The sequence below is a fragment of the Stenotrophomonas sp. TWI1149 genome (assembly GCF_039673155.1).
GTDB lineage: Bacteria > Pseudomonadota > Gammaproteobacteria > Xanthomonadales > Xanthomonadaceae > Stenotrophomonas > Stenotrophomonas maltophilia_AA.
The window spans coordinates 40,345-64,921 of the sequence record NZ_JBDJLB010000009.1; the positions used below are offsets into that span (position 1 = coordinate 40,345).

Sequence of the window (24,577 nt, forward strand, 5' to 3'; positions counted from 1 at the left end):
GGCGCTACCGTAGGCGACCGGCGAGGCGGATACAACGCTCACCACCGCCGCGGCGTGATCATTTCCAGCCCACGTACTTCGGTGATGCCCAACCCGGGCGCATCGCTGATGGTGATCTCCGATTCGTTGAAGTTGACCCCGCCGGTGACCGGGTTGAACTGACCCAGCGACGGCCCATCCAGATCCACCTTGGTGATGATGTCGCTCTTGGCGACCGCCAGGTGCACGGCGGCGGCCACGGAGATGCTCGATTCGATCATGCAGCCGATCATGCACGGCACGCCGTAGATCGCGGCGATGTCGGCGATGCGGATCGCATTGGACAAGCCGCCGGTCTTCATCAGTTTGATGTTGATGATGTCGGCGGCGCGCTGCTGGATCAGGTCGAACACCTGGCCGGGATTGAAGACGCTTTCGTCGGCCATCACCGGCGTGTTGACCCGGTCGGTGACGTACTTCAGGCCGCTGATGTCGGCGGCCTTGACCGGCTGCTCCAGCAGCTCCAGCACGACGCCGGCTTCTTCCAGCGCCTGCATCGCATGCACGGCCTGCTTGGCGGTCCAGCCCTGGTTGGCATCCAGCCGCAGCAGGGCGCGACCCTGCACCGCCGCATGGATCGCCTTGACCCGCTCGATGTCCAGGCCGATGTCCTTGCCGACCTTGATCTTCAGCGACTCGAAGCCGCGTTCGATCGCCGAGAGCGAGTCGGCCACCATCTTGTCGATGTAGTCCACGCTGATGGTGATGTCGGTGGTGATCACCGGGTCGCCACCGCCGAGCATGCGGTACAGCGGCGCGTTGTGCAGCTGCGCCCACAGATCGTAGACCGCGATCTCCACCGCCGCCTTGGCGCTGGTGTTGCGCTCCATCGAGGTCTGGATCAGGCCGCAGAGCCGGTTGAGGTTGGCCACGTCCTCGCCGATCAGGCGCGGCTTGATGAAGCCGTCGATGGCCTCGATGATCGAGCCGTGGGTGTCGCCGGTGATCACCGCCGTGGCCGGCGCTTCACCGTAGCCGGTGTGGCCGCTGTCGGTGCGGATCAGCACCACCACGTCTTCGACGGTGTCCACGGTGCGCAGCGCGGTCTTGAACGGGGTCTTCAACGGCACGCGCAGCATGCCGAGTTCGATGTCGGTGATCTTCATTCAGGGGGTCTGTGGCCGAAGGCGCTGGATGTTGGTGATGCGGTCGATGTAGCTCACGGTATCGCTGGCCATCATCGGCTCCAGCGGGGTGACCGACACGCCGTTGAGATGTGCCTGCACGCGAGTGCCGTCCGCGCCGAGCCAGCCGCCGCCGGCGGTGTCGTGGATCAGCCAGGTGCGGCCGTCGATATGGCCGATCGCCATCATCACGTGGCCGGGGATATAGATCAGGTCGCCCACCTGCAGCTGCTTCACCGCGGCGTCGCGCGTGGCCTTGCCGTCCTTGGCGGTGAAGGCGATGCGGTCCAGCGCCGGGCTGATCGCCTGCGCGCTCGTGTTGCGCGGCATCAGCACGCCGACGCTGCGGTAGATTTCCGAGATGAAGCCGCTGCAGTCGCGGGTGTCGTAATCGTGGCCCCAGCCGTAGCGCTCACCGAGGAACTTGAAGGCCTGGGTCAGCAGCGTGCGCGGAGTCAGCGGCAGGTAGTCGTCGGCGGTGTCCTGCGAACGCGGCAGCAGCGCCGGGATCAGTGCCAGGCGACCATCGGCTTCGCGCACCGGCAGCTGCACCACATGCGCGGCATGGGCCTGCTGGCCGTTGACCGTCTTGTCCAGCGGCCAGTCGGCGAGCACCGGCAGGCGCACGCCCATGTCCAGCTGCAGCCGCGATACGCGCGGTTCTTCCGGGGTATGCGCGGTGAACGCCGTGGCCCCGGTGACCACCCGGTATGGCCCGTGCTGACCGTAGCCGAGCACGGTGTCGGCATCGCCGATGCCGACGAAGCGCTTCTCCATCCACGCCGAGTAGCGCTCGCTGGTGATGAACAGCCAGCGTCCGTCAGCGCTTTCATGCAGCACCGCCACGGCGTCGCCGGGGAACAGCGCCGACTCCTGGAAGCGGTCGATGTCGGTGTCGCCCTGGCTGCTGAACACCCGCAGCGCGGTTGGGAACGCGCGCAGCGCGGCGCGATGGGTCACCAGGCCGTACTGCAGCGGGCGCTGCGCCGGTATGGACTCAACGGCGAGGTTGGCCAGCGTCTCACTGCGCTGCCGGTCGCTGATGGTCTTGCCATCCTGGCCGTACAGCGTGCGCTCCGGCCACCTGGACAGCGACTGGATGCTGCCCAGCACCTGAGCGCGGGGCAGCTGCGCCGGCAACGCGCGCAGGTCATGGATCGAGGCATCCTCGGCCCGCATCCGGGCGTTCTGCGCCGCGATACCGGCGCGATCGAGGATCACGCGGTCCGGATCGGGCAGGCGATCGGCCCAGAAGCCGGGGCTGAGATAGGCCTCGCGCAGGGCGATGACCCCGCCGAAATCAGCGCTGGGCGCGGCACGAGGTGCCTCGGCCCACGCTGGCGCGACGCTGGTGGCCAGCAGTGCAGCCAGCACGGCGCGCGACAGCCAGTGGGACCGCACGGAGCGGTGGGGGGAAGCCTGGATCGTCACGCGGTCACCCTCCTCGGAAGCGTCAGGAATATTTATTCCTTTTTTCGGCGAAAGCAAGAATAAATTATTGACCGGCTATCAGGCCCGTGTTACACAGCGATTACCCCACCCGCACCTTGGGAAGTGTCGCCGTGGATCCTGTGATGCGCAAACCGTTCTCGCTCCACACCGCGCGCTGCCGTGCGGCGGGCTGTCTGTTGCTGGTGCTGCCCTCACTGTACGCGGTGGCGGCGGTGGCGCCGCTGCCGCAGGTGATCGCGCAGATCGACCGGGGCGCGTTCGCCACGGCCGACGCCCAGATCGGCGAAGCGCTGCACGACAGCACGCTCAGCGAGGCCGCACGCCGGGACTACGCGTACCAGCGCGAGCGGATGCGCCGCATGCGCCTGGACTTTAGCCTGGATGCGGAGGGTGCCAAGGCACAGCTGCGGAAGCAGATTCCCGACCTTCGCGAGGACGAATTCGCGCGCTGGGACGCCGCCGGCCTGATCGAACACCTCGATATCGATGGCCAGCGCCGCTACTTCAAACGCGCGCCGTCCAACCTGTTCCGGGTCAGCGCCGAGGCACGCGCCCGGCGCGCACCCGATGCTGCGGTGCCGAAGGATGGCCCTTACGAGCATCTGCACCCGCACCACCAGGAGATCGTCGCGGCCGCCCGCGCTACTGGCGCGACCAGCCTGGTGCCGCGCCGCGTCGAGGTGACCCAGTCGCTGGTGGTCAAGCCCGACGCCGTGCCCGCCGGCGAAACCATCCGCGCGTGGATTCCGTACCCGCGCGCCATTGCCGGCCAGCAGGAAGACATCACCTGGATGGCGAGTACGCCGGCCGGCGCGCAGGTGGCCCCCGAAGCCACGCTGCAGCGCACCGCCTACCTGGAGCGCAAGGCAGTGGCCGGCACGCCCACCGAGTTCCAGATCCGCTACGCAGTGACTGTGTACGCGCGGCATATCGAGATCGATCCGGCCAAGGTCCAGCCCACGCCGGAAGATCCTGCGCTGAAACCGTACCTCGCCGAGCAGGCGCCGCACATCGTGTTCACCCCGGCGCTGCGCGCGTTCTCGACGAAGGTGGTCGGGACGGAGACCGATCCGTACCGGATCGTGCAGAAGCTGTTCGACGCGGTGGACGCCATTCCGTGGGCCGGTGCGCGCGAGTACGCGACGATCTCCAACATCAGCGACTACGCCCTGCACGCCGGCCACGCCGACTGCGGCCAGCAGACGCTGCTGTTGATCGCCCTGCTGCGCCTGAACGGCATTCCCGCGCGCTGGCAGTCGGGCATGGTCTATTCCGATGATGCGGCCGGCTACAACAACCTGCACGACTGGGGCGCGGTGTATCTGGCCCCCTATGGCTGGGTGCCGATGGATGTCACCACCGGGCGGCTGGACAGTCCGCAGCAGACGCTGCGCGATTTCTATCTGGGCGGGCTGGATGCCTACCGCATCGCCTTCAACGACGACTACGGCCAGCCACTGGTGCCGGCCAAGCAGCATTTCCGCTCGGACACAGTGGATTCGCAGCGGGGTGAGGCCGAGTGGTCCGGCGGCAACCTGTACTTCGATCAATGGAACTACGACTTCCAGTCGCACGTAGTGCCACTGGGGGCCAAGCGGTAAACGGTACACGGCGGTATCCACGATTCCACATCTGCAGGAGAGAGCAGGGAATGAACGTAAATCGATTGAAGCGGGCGGCGCTGTGCGTTGCCCTGGGGGCCTGCCTCGGCAGCCTGGCGCCGGCGGCGATGGCGCAGGACGGTGCCGTGGTCGGCAAGCTGATCACCGATTCCGGGCAGCGCCTGGAGAACGCCACGGTGACCGTACGCAATCCCGCCACGGGGTTCGTCCGCTCGGTGAGGGCCGAGGCCAACGGCAGCTACCGCATCCCGCTGCTGCCGGTCGGCACCTATGACCTGGAAGTGACCGTGGCCGGAGGGGCGCCCGCGCAGGTGGGCCAGATCAATGTCGGCCTCGGCAGTGCGACCACAGTGAATGTGCCGGTCAGCGGCGTCAACACGCTGGGCACGGTGCAGGTACGCGCGCCGCAGGTGGTGTCGATGGTGGACGTGAAGTCGACCGAATCCGCCACCAACATCACCCGCGAGGAGCTTTCGCGCCTGCCGGTGGACCGCGACATCACCGCCGTGGCCCTGTTGGCTCCCGGCGCCGTCAAGGGCAAAGGCTCGCTGGGCGGGCAGGGCATTTCCTTCGGTGGCTCGTCGGTTGCCGAGAACACCGTCTACATCAATGGCCTGAACGTCACCGATTTCTACAACCGGGTCGGTTTCTCTTCGGTCCCGTTCGCCTTCTACCAGGAATTCCAGGTCAAGACCGGCGGTTATTCGGTGGAGTTCGGGCGCAGCACCGGTGGCGTGATCAACGCAGTGACCCGCTCGGGCAGCAACGATTTCAAGGCCGGCGCCGAGCTGGTGCTGGAACCGCGCGCCTGGCAGTCGCAGGCGCGTGACCGCTACGACCGTGATGGCAGCCGTTACATCACCGCCAGCCGCGATGATTACTCGCGCAGCGCGCTGAACGTGTTCGCCTCCGGCGCACTGGTGCAGGACAAGCTGTTCTTCTTCGGCATGTACGAGGCACGCGATTACAAGCCCAACTCGACCAACGATGCCGGCACCGTGCTCAACCGCGGCACCGCCGACGATCCGTTCTGGGGCGGCAAGCTGGACTGGCAGATCACCGACAACCAGATGCTCTCGCTGTTCGGCTTCTCGGACAAAAGCGATACCGTCACCGACGTCTACAGGTACGACTACGACACCGGCCTGGCAGTGGGCGACCGCACCAACCAGGTCTACAACACCGTGGGCGGCAAGAACTGGTCCGGCACCTACAGCTGGCAGGTCAACAACGACCTGACCATGAAGCTGATGTACGGCGAGAACAAGCGCAACCGCACCCAGAGCAGCCTCATGGACGAGAACTGCAACCGGGTGTTCGACAACCGCACCGCCAGCCAGGGCGTGCCCACCGATCTGCAGGGCGATCGCAGCTGCACCAGCAGTTCGCAGCTGGAATCGGCCCTGGATACCCGCAAGGCGGCGCGTGCCGACTTCGAATGGTCGCTCGGCAACCATCTGCTGCGCTTCGGCATGGACCGCGAAGAGAACACCTCCGACTACCAGCGGGCCTACCCCGGCCCGGGCGGACTGCGCTATGACATCTATTACCGCACCCCGGGCAGCTCGCTCAACGGCGGCGTGGTCCCGGCCAGTGGACTGGTCGCGCGCACCCGCCGTTACGAAGTGGCCGGTTCGTTCGAGACCATCAACTCGGCGTACTACATCGAAGACAACTGGCAGGTCTCGCCGAACTTCCTGCTCAACATCGGCGCCCGCGTGGAAGGGTTCGACAACAAGGGCGGCGACGGCGACAGCTACATCAAGATCGACGACATGATCGCCCCGCGCCTGGGCTTTGCCTGGGACGTGCGCGGTGACGGCACCACCAAGGTATTCGGCAACCTGGGCCGCTACTTCCTGCCCGTGGCCAACGTGATCAACATCAAGCAGGCCGGTGGCTTCCTGGATGAGCGCACCTGGTACGAGTTCCTGGGCTACAGCGGCGCGAGCAACAACGTGCCGAACCTGGGCGGCCAGATCGGGCCGGTGGACAACTCGCAGGGCGACGGCAGCGTGCCGGACCTGCGTGCCGAGGTGAACCGGGACATGGATCCGGTCTACCAGGATGAAGCCATCCTCGGCTTCCAGCACATGCTCAGCGCATCGTGGTCGGTCGGTGCCAGCGTCACCTACCGTCGCCTCAACAACGCCATCGATGACATGAACATCACCGCCACCGGCCAGTGCGGGGCGATCGATGGGGTGTGGATCATGGGCAATCCCGGCCGCACCAACACCGTCTGGGGCGACAGCGACTGCGATGGCAGCAACGACGCCTGGATCGACATCGACACCTCGCGCGAAGGCTGGGCCCTGTACGACGACGACGGCAACTACGTCGGCCAGCGTGGCTGGGTCAAGCCCAAGCGTGATTACAAGGCCCTGGAACTGCAGGTCGACCGCGCATGGGACGGCGTGTGGGGCTTCAACGCGTCCTATACGCTCGCCTACGGCCGTGGCAACGCCGAGGGACCGGTCAACTCCGATACCGACTTTGCCGATTCGGGGCGTACCGAGAACTTCGACAATCCGTGGGTGAATTACCGCGGCTACGGCTACCTGGCCAATGATCGCCGGCACCAGTTCAAGTTCCGTGGCAGCTACGCGGTGACCGAGAACCTGACCGTGGCGGCGACGCTGGGCATCCAGTCGGGCAGCCCGATCACCCGCTTCGGCGCGGGCAATCCGTTCGATGACACCGACTTCCACAGCTACTACGTCTGCGTCTCCAATTGCCAGGCCTCGGTGCCGTCCGAGCGGGTCTTCGTGCATTCTCCGCGCGGCGGCGATGGCCGTACCCCGTGGACGTACGATCTGGACATGAGCGTGGCGTACAGGATTCCGGTGCCGCTGGACATCAACGTGAAGCTGGCGGTCTACAACGTGCTCAACCAGCAGCGCATCGTCTCGGTGGACCAGGACTATGAGCCGCAGGACAGCATCGGCACGCCGAACCCGCTCTATGGGTATGGCACCGGCTTCCAGTCGCCCCGCTATGCGCAGCTCACGGTGACCTGGAACTATTGATGGCATGAGCGCCAGGAAACAGTGGGCGTGGACGGCGGTGCTGGCAGGGCTCGGGATGGCGGCCAGCACCGCTGCGGCGACGCCACCGTCGTTCGACCGGATGTTCGACCAGACCCGCACGCGTGCCGCGCTGCCGGGCCTGGCCATGGCCGTGGTGGAGGACGGGCGCGTCGTGTACGAACATACTGCCGGCGAACGGATCGCCGGCAGCGGCGACCCCATCGACCCGGACACCCTGTTCAAGATCGCCTCCAACAGCAAGGCGATGACCGCCGCGCTGCTCGCGCGCCTGGTCGAGCGCGGTGCACTGCGCTGGGAGGACCCGGTCATCAAGTACCTGCCGCAGTTCCGCATGCATGACCCGTGGGTGACGCAGCAGATGCAGGTGCGTGACCTGCTGATCCACAACAGCGGCCTGGGCCTGGGGGCGGGCGACCTGATGCTGTGGCCCGAGCCCAACAGTTTCACCCGGCAGGACATCATCGCCGGCCTGGCCCATCTCAGGCCGGTCACCAGCTTCCGCAGCGGCTACGCCTACGACAACCTGATGTATGTGGTCGCGGGCGAGGTCGCCGCTGCCGCCGGTGGCAAGCCTTACGATCAACTGCTGCGCGAGGAAGTGTTCGCGCCGCTGGGGATGGATCGCTGTCAGGTCGGCGCGTGGTCGGTCGCGGCGGTCGGCAACGTCGCCCAGCCGCACGCGCGGAAGGACGGACGCAACGTGGTGCAGGGCGCCGACGGTGAGAGCAGCGCCGATCTGACCTCGATGGCGGCCGGCGGCATCCGTTGCAGCCTGCGCGACATGACCCGCTGGATGCAGGTGCTGCTCGATCCCGCACTCGCTCCCGGCTGGCTGGGCACGGCGCAGCGCCGCGCCCTGTGGACCGCGCACATGCCGATGCCGCTGGGCGAGCGGCAGCGGCGCTGGGACAACGCGCATGTCTCGGCCTACGGTTACGGGTGGCGCTTGTCGGACATGGACGGGCAGTGGAAGGTGGCGCACACCGGCACGCTGTCCGGCATGTATTCCTCGCTCGCGCTGCTGCCGGACCGGAAGGCCGGCGTGGTGATCCTGATCAACAGCGATGCCGAGGACGCACGCACCGCACTGATGCAGGTAGCGTTGAAGCACTACACCGCAGCGCAGGACACGGCCGACGTGGACCACTATCTGACCCTGCTGGAACAGGAGCGTGCGAACCGCCGTAATGACGGCAAGGTACGACGGGATACCCGCGCGCGCCGGCCGGCTTCGCTCCGCACCACGGTGTCGGCGCAGGGCCGTTACCGCGACCCGTGGCTGGGCGAGGCCCTGCTCTGTCCGGAGCAGGGCGCGCTGCGCTTCAGCGTGGTCAAGTCGCCGATGCTGCGCGGCCAGGTCATGCAGCTCGGCACGCGCTGGCTGGTGCAGTGGGATACGCTCGGGGCCGATGCCGAGCCGTGGTTGCAGCTGCAGCCCGGCGCCACGCCCGCCCTGACCTTGGCCGCGATCGATCCGGAGATCGACTTCAGTTATGACTACCAGGACCTGCACTTCACCCGCATCGGTGATTGCCCGTAGCACGCTGTTGTTGGCGCTGCTGGTCGGGAGCGCCCACGCGGCAGCGCCAGCGGTCACGCTCTCGCCCGCGCGCGATGTGGCCGAGGCCGGACTGGTCGACATCCGCACGCTGGCACCGGCGATCAAACAGGACATCCGCTACGCCGGCGCGGACAACTTCACTGGGCAACGCGTGCCCGGCTATGACGCGCCCAAGTGCTATCTGCTCGCCCCGGCCGCCACCGCGCTGGCGCAGGTGGAAGCAGACCTGCGTGCCGAAGGGTTCGCGCTGCGCCTCTTTGACTGCTATCGCCCGGCCCACGCGGTGAAGGCCTTCGTCGCCTGGGCACACGATCCGCACGAGCAGTCGCGCAAGGCGCAACAGTACCCGGACCTCGACAAGCCAGCCCTGCTCGGTGGGTACATCGCCGAGACCTCCGGCCACAGCCGGGCCGCCACGGTCGACCTGACCCTGCTCGATTGCCGCCAGGGTGCCTGCGCTGCCGTGGACATGGGCACTGAGTTCGACTTCTTCGGCCCGCGCGCGCATACCGATGCGCCGGAGATCAGCGCGGCGCAGCGCCGCCACCGCCAGCAGCTGCGCCAGGCGATGGCCCGGCGTGGCTTCGCCAACTACCCGATGGAGTGGTGGCATTTCACCCTGCAGCCCGAGCCGGCACCGACCACCGCCTACGACGTGCCGGTCCGCTGAGGCGCGCCGCTACACTGTGCGCTGACCGCCGGATCGGACCACGATGAACCTGCCGCTGCACTTTGGATTGCTGGGAACGCTGGAGGCAGGGCTGATCGCGCTGTTGGTCGGGCTGCTGGTGTATGCGCTGTGGCACCGGCTGTGCCGCTGGGCAGGCTGGACCGATGGCCATGCGATCGGCTGGGCCTGCGTGATCGCGGTGGTGGCCTCGGCCGGCATCGATGCCTGGAACCTCTTCTACATGGGGATGATGCGGCTGGAGTCGCCGCTGTATGCACGGCTGTTCCTGGCCAGCATCCACGATCCGAACGAACTCGGCTCACGCGTGGTGCTGGAAGTGGCCGGCGCGATCGGTGGTGTTGCGCTGGGCTGGCTTTTGTTCAGTTCCCGCTCAGGCGAAAAAAACAGCAACGCGGCGTGAGATTGCGTTCGCTTCCGGTTAAATCCGGCTTCAATGAATGGGTGCGTTACCAACCGCTCACCTGCAGCTAACCAGCGGGGTACTGCACGCCTTCCTGCGAGTGGTTAAGGCCGCGTGCGCAGCGCGATCGAGGAGCAATATCGATTCACAAACGGGGTGGCAGTGTGGGGCCGTGCGGAAACAACAGGCCGCGCAACAACCACCAAGGAGACCACCCCAATGACTCATCGCATCCGCAAGCCCCTGATCGCCCTGATCGTCGCCGCAGGCAGTGTGCTGGCCATTCCGGCGATGGCCCAGTCGGCCCAGCAGAGTGCCGCGCAGGCCCAGAACCAGGCCGCCCAGGCGCAGCAGGCGGCGGCGCAGGCCGGAGATGCAGCCGATACCGCGGCCAACGCCGCAGCGCAGGCCTCCGCGCAGGCCAGCGGCGGCGGTGGCCAGACCTGGGCCAGCGTCGATACCGACGGCAACGGCACCATCAGCAAATCCGAGGCACAGGTGAACGCGGGCCTCGCCCAGGTGTTCGACCAGGCCGACACCAACAAGGACGGCGAGCTGTCGCCGGACGAATACAAGGCGTACGTGGCCGCCCAGCAGGGCAAGGCCGCCGATAACGGCGCCCAGCAGAGCAAGTAAGGACCGGGGACACCGGTAGCGCAGTGAGGGGGAGAGGGCGGCTTCGGCCGCCCTTTCTTTTTGCGTCGCCGTTTGGGGCGACTCGGCCGCTGTTGGTATCCTTGGCCGATGATGACTTCCCTGCCCACGCCGCAAGGCGCTATCGGCCTGGTCGGTTTTGACGGTGATGACACGCTGTGGAAGAGCGAGGATTTCTACCGCAAGGCCGAACAGGATTACCTCGACATCCTGTCGCGCTACATCGACGTGCATGACACGCAGACCGCGCGCCACCTGCTGGAAGTGCAGCAGCGCAATCTCGGTGTGTTCGGCTACGGCGTGAAGGGCATGACCCTGTCGATGGTCGAAGCGGCCATCGAGATCACCAACCAGACCATCAGCGCCCGCGACCTGCAGCAGATGCTGGACATCGGCCACGACACCCTGCGCCACCCGGTCGAATTGATTGATGGCGTGCGTGAGTCGGTCACCGAGATCGCCCGCGATTACCCGGTCGTGCTGATCACCAAGGGCGACCTGTTCCACCAGGAAGCCAAGATCAAGGTGGCCAACCTGCGCGACCTGTTCCCGCGCATCGAGATCGTCTCCGAGAAAGACCCGGAAACCTACGCGCGCGTGCTGGAGGAGTTCGATCTGCCGATCAAGCGCTTCGTGATGGTCGGCAATTCGCTGCGCTCGGACATCGAGCCGGTGATCACCCTTGGCGGCTGGGGCATCCACACCCCGTACGCGGTGACCTGGGCGCACGAGACCCAGCATGGCGTGGCCGACGACGAGCCGCGCATGGTCGACGCGCCGACCGCCTTCGACTGGCCGCAGGCGCTGCGGACCATCGAGGCCAAGGCCGCGCAGGCCGGATGATGCGCGCCGGCCTGCTCGCGCTGCTGCTGATGCTGCCCTGGGCGGCCGCGGCCGAGCAGACCCCGGAGAAGTCCGCCGCCTACGTGGTGGACACCGGCGATGCCTGGGTGGATACCCAGTTGCAGGACATCAATCATTACGCCGAGCGCTACCCGGACAGCTTCCTGGATGAAGTCTCGCGCTACGCCGGCGTCTCGCGCGGTTACGTCGCCGCGCTGATGCACACCCACGGCTGGCAGGCCGGCGACATCTACTTCGCCTGTTTCTGGGCGCACGTGATCGAACAGTCCTGCCGCGAGAGCGTGCAGGCGTGGTCGCGCGCGGTGCCGGAGGAGGGCGAGGCCAAACGCTGGGAAGCGGTGGTCGCCGAGCTCCCGGTCACGCCGACCAACCTGCACTGGCGCGCGCTGCGCCACGCCATCGTCGCCAGCCACGACCACTGGGACCGCCCGGTGAAGCTCGACGCCACGCTGCAGCGCCAGCTAGGGAACCGCGAGCAGCGGCGGCGCACGGCGGCCACTCCGGCGGATGCAGCGACCCGCTGAGATACCGCGTATCCACGCCATGCGTGGATGCTCTTCGCGCCCATCGCATTCCGTGCAGCCACCCATGGGGTGGCTCTACCCTGCCGCCCGCTTTGCTGCTGTGCAGATCGCCGCGCGCGACCGCCTCGGCGACAATTGCGGACTGCTGTCCCTCCCCGTGATCCGTTGCCGAGTACGTCATGAGCACCGAACGTTTCGTTTCACCCGACGATATCCGCAGCCTGTTCGCCCAGGCGATGTCCACCATGTACCGCACCGAGGTGCCGCTGTACGGCACCCTGGTCGACCTGGTGGCCGAGATCAACGATGCCGTGCTGACTACCAATCCGACGCTGGCCGAGCAGCTGGACCGCACTGACGAACGTGCCCGCCTCGACCAGGAACGCCACGGCGCAATCCGGGTCGGCACGGCGGAAGAACTGGCCACGCTGGGCCGCCTGTTCGCGCTGATGGGCATGTACCCGATCGGCTACTACGACCTCTCCGTGGCCGGCGTGCCGGTGCACTCCACCGCGTTCCGGCCGCGCACCGCGCAGGCGCTGGCACGCAATCCGTTCCGGGTGTTCACTTCCCTGCTACGGCTGGAGCTGATCGAGAACGTCGCGCTGCGCGAGCAGTCCGCTGCCATTCTTGCCCAGCGCCGGATCTTCACCGATACCGCGCTGGCCCTGATCGCGCAGGCCGAACGCGAGGGCGGCCTCGACCAAGCCGATGCGCGCCGCTTCGTCATCGAGGCACTGGAGACCTTCCGTTGGCATGGCGACGCCACGGTATCGCTGGACACCTATCACGCGCTGCATGACGCGCACCGGCTGATCGCCGACGTGGTCAGCTTCCGCGGCCCGCACATCAACCACCTGACCCCGCGCACGCTGGACATCGACGCCGCGCAGGCCGGCATGCTCGCGCGTGGCATCGACGCCAAAGCGGTGATCGAAGGTCCGCCACCGCGCCGTTGCCCGATCCTCCTGCGCCAGACCAGCTTCAAGGCACTGGAAGAGACCGTGCACTTCCCCTCGGGCGACGCCGGCGATGCCGGCACGCATACCGCGCGCTTCGGTGAGATTGAACAGCGTGGCCTCGCCCTGACGCCCAAGGGCCGCGCGCTGTATGACCAGCTGCTGGCGCAGGCGCGCGACAGTGGGGGTGCCGGCAGCACCGGCCAGGATTACCCGACCCGCCTGGCCGCGGCGTTCACCGCGTTTCCGGATGACCACGACACCCTGCGTCGCGAAGGCCTGGGGTACTACCGGTATGCCCTGACCGAGGCCGGTCGTGCCAACCCGGGCGCGGTGGGTGATCTGCCGGCCGAAGCGCTGATCGCCGCTGGCCTGGCCAGTGCCGATCCGATCGTCTACGAGGACTTCCTGCCGGTCAGCGCCGCGGGCATCTTCCAGTCCAATCTGGGCGGCGACGAACAACGTGCCTACGCCGCGCATGCCAACCGCGATGCCTTGGAGCAGGCGCTGGGCATGCAGGTGGAGGACGAGTTCGCGATCTACGAGCGGCTGCAGGCCGAATCACTGACGTCCCTGCGGAACCGCTGACGGCGAGGGATCGCTGACCGCGCGGGGATCGCCCTGCGGACGGGATCCTGAACCACGCGGGGGCCGCTCCCCGGGTAGTGCCGGCCGCTGGCCGGCTCTTCATGTACCCAACGCGCATCCGGGCTTGCGGACGGTAATGCGTGGAGCCGGCCAGCGGCCGGCACTACCAGGAAACAGAACGCCCCGGTCCGTGCATCGCAACACGGAAACAGAACGCCCCGGTAGGTACCGACCGTTGGTCGGTACCGTGCAGCATCAGGCCTTCATCGTCCCGGTATCCAGCCACCGCTGGTGCCACGACAGCGCTTCCGGCAGCAGGTGCGGGGTGTGCTTGCCATAACTCTCACGGCTCGCACGGTCGAAGTAATCGTTCAGCTGGTCGCGGAAATCCGGATGCGCGCAATTGTCGATCACCACCCGCGCGCGCTTGCGCGGGGTCAGGCCGCGCAGATCGGCCAGGCCCTGTTCGGTGACGATCACCGAGACATCGTGCTCGGTGTGATCCACGTGGCTGACCATCGGCACGATCGCCGAGATGCTGCCGTTCTTGGCCGTCGACGGGCTCAGGAACGCAGACAGGAAGCCGTTGCGCGCGAAGTCGCCCGAGCCGCCGATGCCGTTCATGATCCGGCTGCCCATCACGTGGGTCGAGTTGACGTTGCCGTACAGGTCGGCCTCGATCATGCCGTTCATGCCGATGCAGCCCAGGCGGCGCACCAGTTCCGGATGGTTCGAGATCTCCTGCGTGCGCATGATGATGCGCTCGCGGTAGAAATCGATGTGCTCCTTGAAGGTCTCGTTCGCCTGCGGGCTCAGCGCGAAGCCGGTGCACGAGGCATAGCTCAGCACGCCGTCGCGCAGCAGGTCGAGCATGCCGTCCTGGATCACCTCGGTGAACGCACTCAGATCGCGGAAGCCGCTCTTGGCCAGCCCGGCCAGCACCGCGTTCGGGATGTTGCCCACGCCGCTCTGCAGCGGCAGCAGGTTGGCCGGCAGGCGGCCCTTGGCCACTTCGTGCTTGAGGAACTCGATCAGGTACTGCGCGATCTGCTCGCTGGTCGTATCGATCGGGCTGAACGGGCTGTTGCGGTCCGGGCCGTTGGTGCGCACCACCGCCACGATCTTGTCCGGGTCACAGCGCAGTGCGGTCTCGCCGATGCGGTCGTTGGCGTGCACCAGCGGGATCGGCTTGCGGTGCGGCGGCAGCGCGGTGCCGTAGTAGATGTCGTGCATCCCATCCACGCCGGCCGGCTGCCACTCGTTGACCTCGACGATCACCTTCTTGGCCAGGTCCAGCCAGGTCTTGTTGTTGCCGACCGAGGTGGAGGGCACCAATGAGCCGTCCTCGCGGATCGCCGAGACCTCGATCACCGCCGTGTCGATGTCGCCATAGAAGCCGAACCACACGTGCTGGGCGACATGGCTGAGGTGGATGTCGATGTAATCCAGCTTGCCCTCGTTGATGCGGTTGCGCGCATCCGGGTCGCTCTGGAAGGGCATGCGCATCGCGATGCCATCGGCCTTGGCCAGCGCGCCGTCCAGCTCCGGCGCGGTCGAGGCGCCGGTCATCAGGCTGATCTGGAACGGCAGGCCCTGGGCGTGCACCGCCTCGATGCGCTGCGCCAGCGCGACCGGCACCGCCTTGGGATAGCCTGAACCGGTAAAGCCGCTCATGGCGACGGTTTCACCCGGCTGGATCAGGGCGGCGGCAGCTTCGGCGGAGACAACGCGGTCACGCAGACGCGCGTTTGCAATGCGATCGACAGACATGACGACAACGTTTTTGGGGGGATCCCCATTATCGGCGATCCACGCAGGGGCAGGGGTTCTACCTTGGTGGGATGGCGTTTTCACATCGGCGCCTCCCTGTTCAGCTTTCCGGCCTACTTCTGTACCCGCAAGTATTGTTTTGCAGTGCAGCGTGCAAGTTCTCCGCCGACCCTAGAAGATCGACCTGCATCCCGACGTGGGGGAGGGAGCAGAGCCCGCTGGCAGTTCGCTGCAAGCGGGCTTTTTTATGTCTCGCCTCCGGAACATCGGGGCGCCGATGGGGTTTCGCGCGTCGACACGCGCCCGGGCATGACCGCTCCACCGGTGAACACGCTTCTGCCCTGCAGGGCGACCCGCGCCGGGCATAATCCCCTCATGCCGATTTCCGACCTCGCCGCGCCCGCGCGCGTCCCCGACGCCCTTGTTCCCCTGGTCGACCGTGCGCTCGCGCGGCTGGCCCTGTCGCTGACCGATGCCGGCCACTGGCCGCCGCCGGACCCCGTGCTGGACACGCTGCGCGCGCTGGCCGTCACCAGCGACTTCGCCATCGACACCCTGTGCCGTCAGCCCACGCTGTTGCCGCACCTCACGCAGGCGGGCTGCCAGCCGTTGCCGCTGCCCGAGCTGGACCCGCTGCAACCCAGCGAATGGCAGCAGCGCCTGCGCCGCTACCGCACCGCCGCCTCCACCCGGTTGATCTGGCGCGACCTGACCGGGCTGGATGACGTCCCGGCCACGCTCGCCGGGGCTACCCGGCTGGCCGAAGAGTGCCTGCAGTTGGCGCTGTCCGCGCTGGAGCAGGAATTCACCGGCCGTCATGGCGTTGTCCGGGCCGCCGACGGCAGCGCGCAGCAACTGGTCGTATTCGGGCTGGGCAAGCTGGGCGGTGGCGAACTCAACTTCAGCTCGGACGTGGATCTGGTCTACGCCTACCCGCAGGGCGGCGAATCCGATGGCGCGCGCCCGCTCGCGGCCGAGGAATACTTCGCGCGCCTCGGGCAGCGGCTCGCGCGGCTGCTGGATGACACCACCGTGGACGGCTTCAGCCACCGCGTGGATCTGCGCCTGCGCCCGTTCGGCAATGCCGGCCGTGTCGCGCTGTCGTTCGCCGGGATGGACCAGTACTTCCAGCGCGAAGGTCGCGACTGGGAGCGCTACGCCTGGCTGAAGGCGCGCGCCGTGGCCGGGGATATCGCCGCCGGTGAAGCCTGGCTGCAGACCCTGCGCCCGTTCGTCTACCGCCGCTATCTGGATTTCACCGCGCTCGATGGCCTGCGTGAGATGAAGGCCGCGATCACCGCCGAGGTCTCGCGCCGCGAGATGCACGACGACATCAAGCGTGGCCCCGGCGGCATCCGTGAAATCGAATTCCTCGCGCAGGCGCTGCAGCTGATCCGTGGGGGCCGCGAAGCGCCGCTGCGCGAACGCCGCCTGCTGCACGCGCTGCCGGCGCTGGTCGCCTCGGGCCAGATGGCCGAGCAGGACGGCGCCGACCTGCTGCATGCCTACGGCTTCCTGCGCCGGCTGGAAAACCGCCTGCAGATGCTGCGCGACGCACAGACCCACGCGCTGCCCACCGATGCCACCGACCGCCTGCGCATCGCCGCCGGCCTAGGTTACGAGGACTGGGACGCGCTGGTCGCCGCGCTTGATGTGCAGCGCGAGCGGGTCAGCACCGAGTTCGCCGCCCTGCTCGCACCGCGCCGTGGCCAGGCCGCGCCGGATGCACTGGCCAGCTACTGGCGTGGCCTGCCCGACAACGGCAGCGCCGAGGTACTGGCCGAGGCCGGCTTCTTCGATGCCGGCAGCGCCGATCAATCCCTGCGCGATTTCGCGCAGAGCTCCGGGGTGAAGTCGCTGTCCGATGCCGCGCGCGCACGCCTGGACCGTGTGCTGCCGGCGCTGCTGCATGCGGCCACCCGCTCGCCGCAGCCGGATGCCGCGCTCAAGCGCGTGCTCGGCCTGCTGCAGGCGATCCTGCGCCGCACCAGCTACCTTGCCCTGCTCGACGAACAACCCAGCGCACTGGCGCGGCTGGTCGACGTGCTGGCGCGCAGCGCCCTGCTGGCCGAGCGCTTGGCCGCCTACCCGTTGCTGCTCGACGAACTGCTCGACGTGCGCGTCTCCGGCCCGATGCCGGATGCCGCGGGCATGCAGGCCGAGTGCGATGTCGCGCTGACCATCGATGACCCTGAAGGCGCGCTGCGCCTGCTCAACGAGACCCGGCTGGCGCTGAGCTTCCGCATGGCGATGGCCACGCTGGATGGCCGCCAGCGTGCCGTCGACACTACCCGGCAACTGGCCGAGCTCGCACAGGCGGTGGTCGTCACCGTGCTCGCGCTGGTGCAGGCCGACATGCAGCGCCAGCACGGCGGCATACCCGGTGGACGTTTCGCGATCATCGGCTACGGCAGCCTGGGCGGACTGGAACTGGGCTTCGGCTCGGACCTGGATCTGGTCTTCCTGCACGATCACCCGGCCGGGCAGGACAGCAGCGATGGCCCGCGCCCGCTCGATCCCGGCCGCTGGTACGCACGCCTGGCGCAGAAGGTGATGGCGATGCTGGGCGCGGTCACCGCCGCCGGCCGCCTGTACGACATCGACGTGCGCCTGCGCCCGGACGGTGGCAAAGGCGCCCTGGTGTCTTCGCTGGCCAGCTACACCGAATACCAGCGTGAACGCGCCTGGACCTGGGAGCATCAGGCACTGGTGCGTGCCCGCGCGATTGCCGGCGACGCCTCGCTGCTGGCCGATTTCGAACGGGTGCGCGCAGACACGCTGGCGCGCCCGCGCGACAACGCGGTGCTCTACGCCGATGTGCTGAAGATGCGCGCCCGCATGCGCGCCGAGCTGGACCGCAGCGACGCCGCGCGGCTTGACCTCAAGCAGGGCGCTGGCGGCATCGTCGATCTGGAATTCCTGCTGCAGACCGGTGTGCTGGACAGTGCCGGCATGCATCCGCAGGTGGTGGGGCCGCGCGATACCCCGAGCCTGATCGACGCGCTGGCCGATACCGCGTGGCTGCCCGGCGGCACCCGGGATGGACTGCACGAGGCGCATGCGGCGCTGCTGGATGTGGGCCTGGCCTGCACGCTGGACCGCCGCCCGCGCCTGGCACCGCCGACGTCGGCACTGGAAGCGGCACGCGCGATGATCATCGCGGCGAGCGATGCAGCGGGACTTCCCTTCCAGGCGCGGATCGACGTCGCGCCCTGACCACGGTTTGCCCGGGCATGGACCGCATCGGTCGGGCACCTACCTTGCATCGCTCGGGCATCGACCTATTATCGCTCGGGCATCTACCTTGTATCGCTCGGGAATCGGTAGTGCCGGCCGCTGGCCGGCTCCCATGAACCCTGCAGAGCCGGCCAGCGGCCGGCACTACCGACAGCGATCTCCGACCGACAGCGCCTTCCGACCGACAACGCCACACCGGGCGGCCGGCGCAGATGTCACACCGCGCGCGGCGCCATCTTCCACAGCAACGCGCGGAACGGCGCCAGCAGGAACACGCCGATCGTCAGCTTCACCGCAAGATCGCCCAGCGCCCAGCTCACCCACGGCAGGCTGGAGCCGGCAAACGCGATGCTCCAGAAAATCGTCGTATCCAGCGTCGCGCTGCAGGTCGTCGCCACCATCGGTGCGCGCCACCAGTGTCCGCGGCGCAGCCGGTCGAACACGGTGATGTCCAGCAGCTGCGCGGCGATGAAGGCCAGGCACGAGGCCACCGCGATCCGCGGCGTGGCGATCCAGATCGACAGCAGCACCGCCAGCGCGAAACCCGCCCACGCCACCCGCCGGGCCGCCGCCGGACCAAAGCGGCGATTGATCAGATTGCTGACCAGGAAGGCGACCGGGTAGCTGAAGGCGCCCCAGGTCAGCCAATCATTGATCGGGTACTGCACCAGCACGTTCGAGCCCAGCACCACCGCGCCCATGGCCAGCACCGCCAGCAGCAGCGAGCGGGGGGTCAACGGGGCAAACGCAGTGGCAGGACGCGCGGACATGGCGAGCCGGAAAAGTCGGGGAACAGCGGATTATCCGGGCTTGGCCGGCCCAGGGCCAGCCCGGGCCGGTTCAGTCAGAAGCGTTCGCTCATGCTGGTCGCCGCCGCATCCTGGGTCGGCAGGAACGCCAGCGCGGCACCTCCGGCATCGGCCACCATCCAGCCCGCACCGGCCGGGGTCGGGGTGAAATCCAGCACATCGCCCACCTTCACGCCTGCCGCCGGGTTGTCGGCACGCGCGGGCCATGCCACCACCGCCGGTGCATCCGGGGCCTGCGGGTTCTTCAGCTCCACCTCGTAGCTGCCGTCCGGCTGGTGCGTCACGCGCTCCACGGTGAGGGGCGGCATCGGCGCGGCCTTCTGCCGCTTTGCGGCCCGGGCGGCGCGGTTGTGCGGCATGGAGGCGTCATGCAGTTCGCTCACGCCCAGCGCGCTGAGCCAGACCGGTGCGGTGATCACCGCCAGGCTCACCACCGACGTCGTGAGGACGCTGCTGGTGACCGGCGAGGCATTGCTGAGATTCTGCGCGCCGACGGGCAGGCTGGTGGCCATCAACGCCAGTGCCAGGGCCGACCCACGCGCCAGCGGCGCGATCCATCGGTGGCCGCGACTCACCAGCGTTCGCTCGATTGGCTGGACTGCGCCGCAGCCGCTTCGGTCGGCAGGAACGCCAACGCGGTGCCTTCGGCGTTGGCCACCGTCCAGCCGGCGCCGCCCGGCGACGGCGTGAGGTCCAGCACGTCGCCGACCTTGACCGTCTCCGCCGGGTTGTCGGTGCGCGCCGGCCAGGCCAGCACGGCCGGCTCGTCCGGTGCCTGGGGGTTCTGCAACGCCAACTGCACGCCACCTTCGGCGGTGCGCTCCACTTTTTCCACCGTCAGCGGCGGCAGTGGCGCGGCCTTCTTCGCCTCGGCACGGGCGCGGTTGCGGCGGGCCGAGCCGTCGCTGGCCTTGCTCAGACCGGCCGAGACCAGCCAGACCGGTGCGGTGATCACCACCACACTCATCACCGAGGTGACGATCGCGCTGCTGGCGACCGGGTGCTGGGTACTGAATTCCTGGGCCGATGCCGGCAGGCTGGAGGCGCACAGCGCAACCGCCAGCAACGGCGAAACAGCAAGGCGGGCAATCCGTGTCATCGGGAACTCCTGTGTCACATCGACGTGGGGAAACAGTATGCCTGCGCCGCGTTCGGCTGCAGCACCCTCATGGCTTGGGCGGGGCAATGCCCTTGACCGGCACATGCGGCACGGCCAGTTCCTGCTGCAGGCTGCTGCGCAGCTGCAGGAAATCGAAGATCGATTCCACCGTCACCACCGAGTAGTTGCCGGAGAGGCGCTCGCTGGCCGGGTGGTCGGTAACGGCCGCATTGGGCACGAAGAAGCGCGCGCCGAGCCGCTTGGCCACGCCGATGTGCAGCGTGCTGGGCGTATACATGTGCCGCTGCAGCCATTCCTGCGCCTGGGTACGGTTGACGATCAACGTGCGCTCTTCCACCTGCGCCATCGCCGCGCCCAGGACTTCCAGCACCCACTGGTTGGAATTCTGGTATTCGGTGCGGAACGGATAGGCCACCACGCTGTAGCGTGCCTCGTGCAGCGCCTTCGCCTGGATCGCCGGCTGGGTGAGCATCGCCTTGAGCGCATCGCGCACGGCCGGGGTCGGCACCCCGATGCGCAGATCGGTATGGCTGGAGGTCTCGCCGATGAAGGTCGCAACACCCTCGCGGAACAAGTGCGACTCCGCGGTCTTGCACGGATTGAGCAGATGCACCGCGCGCCATTGGCCATCCTCCTCGCGCAGCAGGAAGGCCAGGTGGCTGTGGCGCAAGCCGTACTTGCTCAGGTCCTGGCCGCCGCGGGCGATCAGCACCACGTCCACGCCCTCGAGGGCGTCCAAGGCGTCCGTGGTGGCCAGGGCCACATCGAACATCGAGGCCAGCGCGGCGGGCGTGGGATAGCGTTCGGTGCACTGCGGCTCGGCGTGCGCGGTCAGCGCAGCGCCCAGCAATACACCGCACAGCAAGGCAGGGGGGAAGCGCTTGCGCAGGGCAGCGAAGGGTACATCCATGTCACACAGTCTCCGGCGGCACCGGCCGCGGCCGCATCATAGCGCCGACTCAGCGTGCAGCGTCCTCGCGACGCGTTTCCCGTTCACCGTCCTTGAATCCCCAACCGCGCGCGCACCTCTTCGGCAACACGCGTGGTCTCGCGCAGCGGTTCGATGCGGCCGTCCTTCTGCCAGTCCAGCCAGCGCAGCTGCAGGCGGCCACGCTCGCGCAGCGCGCTCTGGAAGTGCGCCAGCCGTCCCTGCGCCTGGTCGGCCAGGGCGATGGCCACCGGCATGCGCGTGGCGCAGGCTTCGGAGAGCAGGTTCACCGAGTCCGGCGAGACCACGACGCGATTGGCCCAGCCGAGCAGGCCGGCATACGGATTGACGCCATCACCGCCGTCGCCCCAGATCACGTTCGGCACATCGGCGAACGCACTGCGCAGCGCGCCGACCAGGGCCGGGGGCGTGCGTCGCGAGGTCGTGGCCAGCAGGCTGCCGCCCTCCGCGCGCAGCTGCGATGCCAACTGCTGGAATACCTGCACCATGTCCGGCTCATGCCAGGGTGCGTGCGGGGTCGGCCCGCCGACCAGCAGCGCGGTGCGCGGGCCGGGCAGGGCGCTGAACGTCGCGAAGGCGGCACGGCCGCAGGCCAGCCAGTCATCGTTGACCGGATTGAGGCTGCCCAGCAGGGTGAGCACGTTGCTGCCGCGCAGGCGGTCGTGTTCGGGGACGACCAGCAGGTCCCAGTGGCGCGGGCGGAGGCGGGGGTCGAGGATCTGCACCACCCGGGTGCCACGGCGGCGCAGTTCGCGCAGCGCACCGGCAGCCTGGCGGCCACAGCCGATGGCCAGCTCCGGGACCTCTTCGGCCAGCGCGGCGAAGGCCTCGCCGTAGCCGGCGGCGGCGCCCGGCAGCCAGCGCGGAGCCAGCCAGCGCCAGGGTGCGCGCGGCGTGAGTACCAGCGGACGATGCGCCCCCAGCTTCAATGCCGTGGCCAGGGCCACCGCCTGCCGCACATTGCCGGCACGGCCGTCAGTGATCGTCCAGGGCGGACTCCATCGTTTCACGTATGGCATTAATTCGTTTCAGTCAGGCTGGGTGTTGCAACTGTCGCGACACTCTACACTGCCAGCCTTCGCCGATCGCGCGGTCGCCCTGCCACGGTAGCCGATGCGCGAACGATTCCCCTTGTTTCCGGAGGCTTCATGTCCCACGTCCTTGACGATGCTGCGCTCGATCAGTTGTTCCGTACCGCCCGCACCCAGAACGCCTTCCTCGACAAGCCGGTCGAGGACAGCCAGCTGAAGGCACTCTATGAGCTGCTGAAGTGGGGCCCGACCGCCGCCAATGGCAGTCCGGCGCGCTTCGTGTTCGTGAAGTCCCCGGAAGCCAAGGCCAAGCTGGCCCCGGCCCTGTCCGAAGGCAACCACGATAAGACCCTGGCCGCCCCGGTCACGGTGATCGTCGCCTTCGACGAAGACTTCCACGAGAAGCTGCCGTTCCTGTTCCCGCACACCGACGCCAAGGCGTGGTTCGACGGCCCGCGTGAAGGCCGTACCGAAGGGGCATTCCGCAATGGCAGCCTGCAGGGCGCCTACCTGATCCTGGCCGCCCGTGCGCTGGGTCTGGATGCCGGCCCGATGTCCGGCTTCGACAACGCCAAGGTCGACGAAGCCTTCTTCAAGGGCACCGCGATCAAGTCGAATTTCCTCGTCAACCTGGGGTACGGTGACGCCTCGGGCCTGTTCCCGCGGCTGCCTCGCCTGTCGTTCGACGAAGCCGCCCGCATCGCTTAAGCGTTACCGCCGGATCGTGGCCCATCCGTGCGGATGGGCTGCATGACCTTTGCTTCTTTTCCCTTCGAATCGAGAGAGACCTGACATGACCGTGACCCGCAAACTGCTGCTGCCGCTCGCCCTGACCCTGGCCATCGCCGCCTGCTCCAAGCCGGCCGACGAAGCCGCTGCCCCGGCTGCCGACGCGCCGGCCGCCACCGAAACCGCCGCCCCGGCTGCGGACGCTGCTGCTGCCGCCCCGGCGGCCGATGCGATCCAGATCGCCTCGGGCACCTACAAGCTCGACCCGACCCACACCGACGTGCTGGTCCAGTGGAGCCACTTCGGCTTCTCGCACCCGACCGCCCACTTTGGCGCGGCCGAAGGCACCCTGGTGTATGACGCGGCCGACGTGACCAAGTCGACCGTCGAAGTGAAGCTGCCGCTGACCGGCCTGAACAGCTTCACCGCCAAGTTCGACGAGCACCTGAAGAGCGCCGATTTCTTCGACGCCGCCAAGTTCCCGGCCGCCACCTTCAAGAGCACCAAGGTTGAGGCCAACGGCACCAACAAGCTGACCGTCACCGGCGACCTGACCATCAAGGACATCACCAAGCCGGTGACCCTGGATGTCACCGTCAACGGCGGCGGCGAGCACCCGATGGCCAAGGTGCCGGCAGCGGGCTTCGATGCCACCACCACCATCAAGCGCAGCGATTTCGGCGTCGGCGCGTACGCCCCGAACGTCAGCGATGAAGTGAACATCCGCATCACCACCGAGGCCACTGGCGAAAAGCCGGCTGCCTGAGTTTTTCCTCACTCGTCGTGAGAAGGCAGAAAGCCCGCCAATTGGCGGGCTTTCTTTTTGTGCGGCTACCGGTCGATACCCGGTAGTGCCGGCCGCTGGCCGGCTCCTCATGATCCTGGACGGAAGGGGGAGCCGGCCAGCGGCCGGCACTACCGTTCCTGATGCGGATGCACGAGGGCGATGATCACCCTGCCGCCACCTGCGCGATCACCTTGCCCAGCCACAGCGTGGTGAAATCGGTCGGCGTCCGCCGTGCCGGCGTAGTCAACCCGCTCTCCCGCAGGAATGCATGCGTCGCCTGCGCGAACGCCTGGCGGGCCAGCAGCGCGGCCTGCTTCACCGAGGCCTGCTGCTTGCGCAGCTGCACGATCTGCAGGCTCGGCTTACCGGGCATCGCGTACTTCTGGTAACGGCGCAGCTCGTCGGCGACCAGGTCGATATCGATTTTCGCCTGCACCAGCGCCGCCTGCGCGCGGGCCAACGGCACCAGGGCGGTGCGCAACGGGGCGATGTTCCCGCCCACGGAAGGCGCCAGCGCCGCCAGGGCGGCGTCCAGCGCGGGATCGGCGCGCTCGGCGCGGTCGATCAGATCGGTCAGTGCCGAAAGAGGAGAGGCTTGCATGAAAGGCACCGGCACA

The 24,577-nt window shown here is 67.9% G+C and carries 21 protein-coding genes; 12 read left to right on the forward strand and 9 right to left on the reverse strand.

All coding sequences use genetic code 11. The features are described 5' to 3' along the window. Positions 1-38 precede the first annotated feature (38 nt). Both ABE424_RS11580 and ABE424_RS11585 read right to left on the reverse strand, forming a co-directional pair. The gene (locus tag ABE424_RS11580; RefSeq protein ID WP_176990525.1) at positions 39-1,145 is read right to left on the reverse strand and encodes a dipeptide epimerase; all 1,107 of its coding nucleotides are present in this window, start codon (positions 1,143-1,145) and stop codon (positions 39-41) included. Further along, positions 1,146-2,549, reverse strand: a complete 1,404-nt coding sequence (locus tag ABE424_RS11585) for an SH3 domain-containing protein (protein ID WP_346492627.1) — start codon at positions 2,547-2,549, stop codon at positions 1,146-1,148. A 188-nt stretch (positions 2,550-2,737) separates the two neighbouring features. Between ABE424_RS11585 and ABE424_RS11590 the strand changes: the two genes are divergently transcribed. The 9 genes from ABE424_RS11590 (at position 2,738) to ABE424_RS11630 (ending at position 13,528) form a co-directional block, all read left to right on the forward strand. Further along, positions 2,738-4,216, forward strand: coding sequence for a transglutaminase domain-containing protein (locus ABE424_RS11590; RefSeq protein ID WP_346492605.1), 1,479 nt, complete (start codon positions 2,738-2,740; stop codon positions 4,214-4,216). 50 nt (positions 4,217-4,266) lie between these two features. Beyond that, the gene (locus ABE424_RS11595) at positions 4,267-7,266 is read left to right on the forward strand and encodes a TonB-dependent receptor (RefSeq protein WP_346492604.1); all 3,000 of its coding nucleotides are present in this window, start codon (positions 4,267-4,269) and stop codon (positions 7,264-7,266) included. A 100-nt stretch (positions 7,267-7,366) separates the two neighbouring features. Beyond that, positions 7,367-8,827, forward strand: coding sequence for a serine hydrolase domain-containing protein (locus tag ABE424_RS11600; protein ID WP_346492626.1), 1,461 nt, complete (start codon positions 7,367-7,369; stop codon positions 8,825-8,827). Next, positions 8,781-9,518 (forward strand): M15 family metallopeptidase, encoded by a 738-nt coding sequence (locus ABE424_RS11605; RefSeq protein WP_346492603.1) that lies wholly within the window; start codon positions 8,781-8,783, stop codon positions 9,516-9,518. The genes ABE424_RS11600 and ABE424_RS11605 overlap by 47 nt, the downstream gene beginning before the upstream one ends. Positions 9,519-9,561: 43 nt before the next feature. Further along, complete coding sequence (locus ABE424_RS11610; RefSeq protein ID WP_176990520.1) at positions 9,562-9,939, forward strand: hypothetical protein; 378 nt, start codon at positions 9,562-9,564, stop codon at positions 9,937-9,939. A gap of 219 nt (positions 9,940-10,158) precedes the next feature. Beyond that, a complete protein-coding gene (locus ABE424_RS11615) occupies positions 10,159-10,575 on the forward strand; it encodes an EF-hand domain-containing protein (protein ID WP_346492602.1) in 417 nt (138 codons plus the stop codon). A gap of 108 nt (positions 10,576-10,683) precedes the next feature. Further along, complete coding sequence (locus ABE424_RS11620; RefSeq protein WP_123731350.1) at positions 10,684-11,436, forward strand: HAD family hydrolase; 753 nt, start codon at positions 10,684-10,686, stop codon at positions 11,434-11,436. Further along, positions 11,433-11,981, forward strand: coding sequence for a hypothetical protein (locus ABE424_RS11625; protein WP_346492601.1), 549 nt, complete (start codon positions 11,433-11,435; stop codon positions 11,979-11,981). Before ABE424_RS11620 ends, ABE424_RS11625 begins: the two co-directional genes overlap by 4 nt. A 179-nt stretch (positions 11,982-12,160) precedes the next feature. Then, a complete protein-coding gene (locus ABE424_RS11630; protein WP_346492600.1) occupies positions 12,161-13,528 on the forward strand; it encodes a VOC family protein in 1,368 nt (455 codons plus the stop codon). A 255-nt stretch (positions 13,529-13,783) separates the two neighbouring features. Here the strand turns inward: ABE424_RS11630 and ABE424_RS11635 are convergent, their stop codons facing one another. Beyond that, the gene (locus tag ABE424_RS11635; RefSeq protein ID WP_070471520.1) at positions 13,784-15,298 is read right to left on the reverse strand and encodes an acetyl-CoA hydrolase/transferase family protein; all 1,515 of its coding nucleotides are present in this window, start codon (positions 15,296-15,298) and stop codon (positions 13,784-13,786) included. Between the two features lie 375 nt (positions 15,299-15,673). Here ABE424_RS11635 and glnE point away from each other — a divergent pair, with 375 nt between their 5' ends. Next, complete coding sequence (glnE, locus tag ABE424_RS11640; RefSeq protein ID WP_346492599.1) at positions 15,674-18,514, forward strand: bifunctional [glutamate--ammonia ligase]-adenylyl-L-tyrosine phosphorylase/[glutamate--ammonia-ligase] adenylyltransferase; 2,841 nt, start codon at positions 15,674-15,676, stop codon at positions 18,512-18,514. Between the two features lie 236 nt (positions 18,515-18,750). Here glnE and ABE424_RS11645 read toward each other — a convergent pair whose 3' ends face one another. The 5 genes from ABE424_RS11645 to ABE424_RS11665 all read right to left on the reverse strand — a co-directional run bounded on the left by ABE424_RS11645 (position 18,751) and on the right by ABE424_RS11665 (position 22,432). Then, complete coding sequence (locus tag ABE424_RS11645; RefSeq protein WP_176990514.1) at positions 18,751-19,305, reverse strand: queuosine precursor transporter; 555 nt, start codon at positions 19,303-19,305, stop codon at positions 18,751-18,753. Between the two features lie 74 nt (positions 19,306-19,379). After that, positions 19,380-19,919 (reverse strand): hypothetical protein, encoded by a 540-nt coding sequence (locus ABE424_RS11650; RefSeq protein ID WP_346492598.1) that lies wholly within the window; start codon positions 19,917-19,919, stop codon positions 19,380-19,382. After that, positions 19,916-20,443 carry a hypothetical protein gene (locus tag ABE424_RS11655; protein ID WP_346492597.1) on the reverse strand — a complete coding sequence of 176 codons (528 nt, stop codon included), beginning with the start codon at positions 20,441-20,443 and terminating at the stop codon, positions 19,916-19,918. Before ABE424_RS11655 ends, ABE424_RS11650 begins: the two co-directional genes overlap by 4 nt. A 67-nt stretch (positions 20,444-20,510) precedes the next feature. After that, complete coding sequence (locus tag ABE424_RS11660) at positions 20,511-21,374, reverse strand: DUF2145 domain-containing protein (protein WP_346492596.1); 864 nt, start codon at positions 21,372-21,374, stop codon at positions 20,511-20,513. Between the two features lie 83 nt (positions 21,375-21,457). Further along, a complete protein-coding gene (locus ABE424_RS11665; protein WP_346492595.1) occupies positions 21,458-22,432 on the reverse strand; it encodes a mitochondrial fission ELM1 family protein in 975 nt (324 codons plus the stop codon). A 129-nt stretch (positions 22,433-22,561) separates the two neighbouring features. Between ABE424_RS11665 and ABE424_RS11670 the strand changes: the two genes are divergently transcribed. Further along, positions 22,562-23,152: a malonic semialdehyde reductase gene (locus ABE424_RS11670; protein WP_176990511.1), complete on the forward strand. Its 591-nt coding sequence runs from the start codon at positions 22,562-22,564 to the stop codon at positions 23,150-23,152. An 85-nt stretch (positions 23,153-23,237) separates the two neighbouring features. Next, positions 23,238-23,939, forward strand: a complete 702-nt coding sequence (locus tag ABE424_RS11675; protein WP_179461051.1) for a YceI family protein — start codon at positions 23,238-23,240, stop codon at positions 23,937-23,939. 184 nt (positions 23,940-24,123) lie between these two features. Here ABE424_RS11675 and ABE424_RS11680 read toward each other — a convergent pair whose 3' ends face one another. Next, on the reverse strand, positions 24,124-24,561 hold the full coding sequence (locus tag ABE424_RS11680) for a hypothetical protein (RefSeq protein WP_346491776.1): 438 nt from the start codon (positions 24,559-24,561) through the stop codon (positions 24,124-24,126). Positions 24,562-24,577 lie beyond the last annotated feature (16 nt).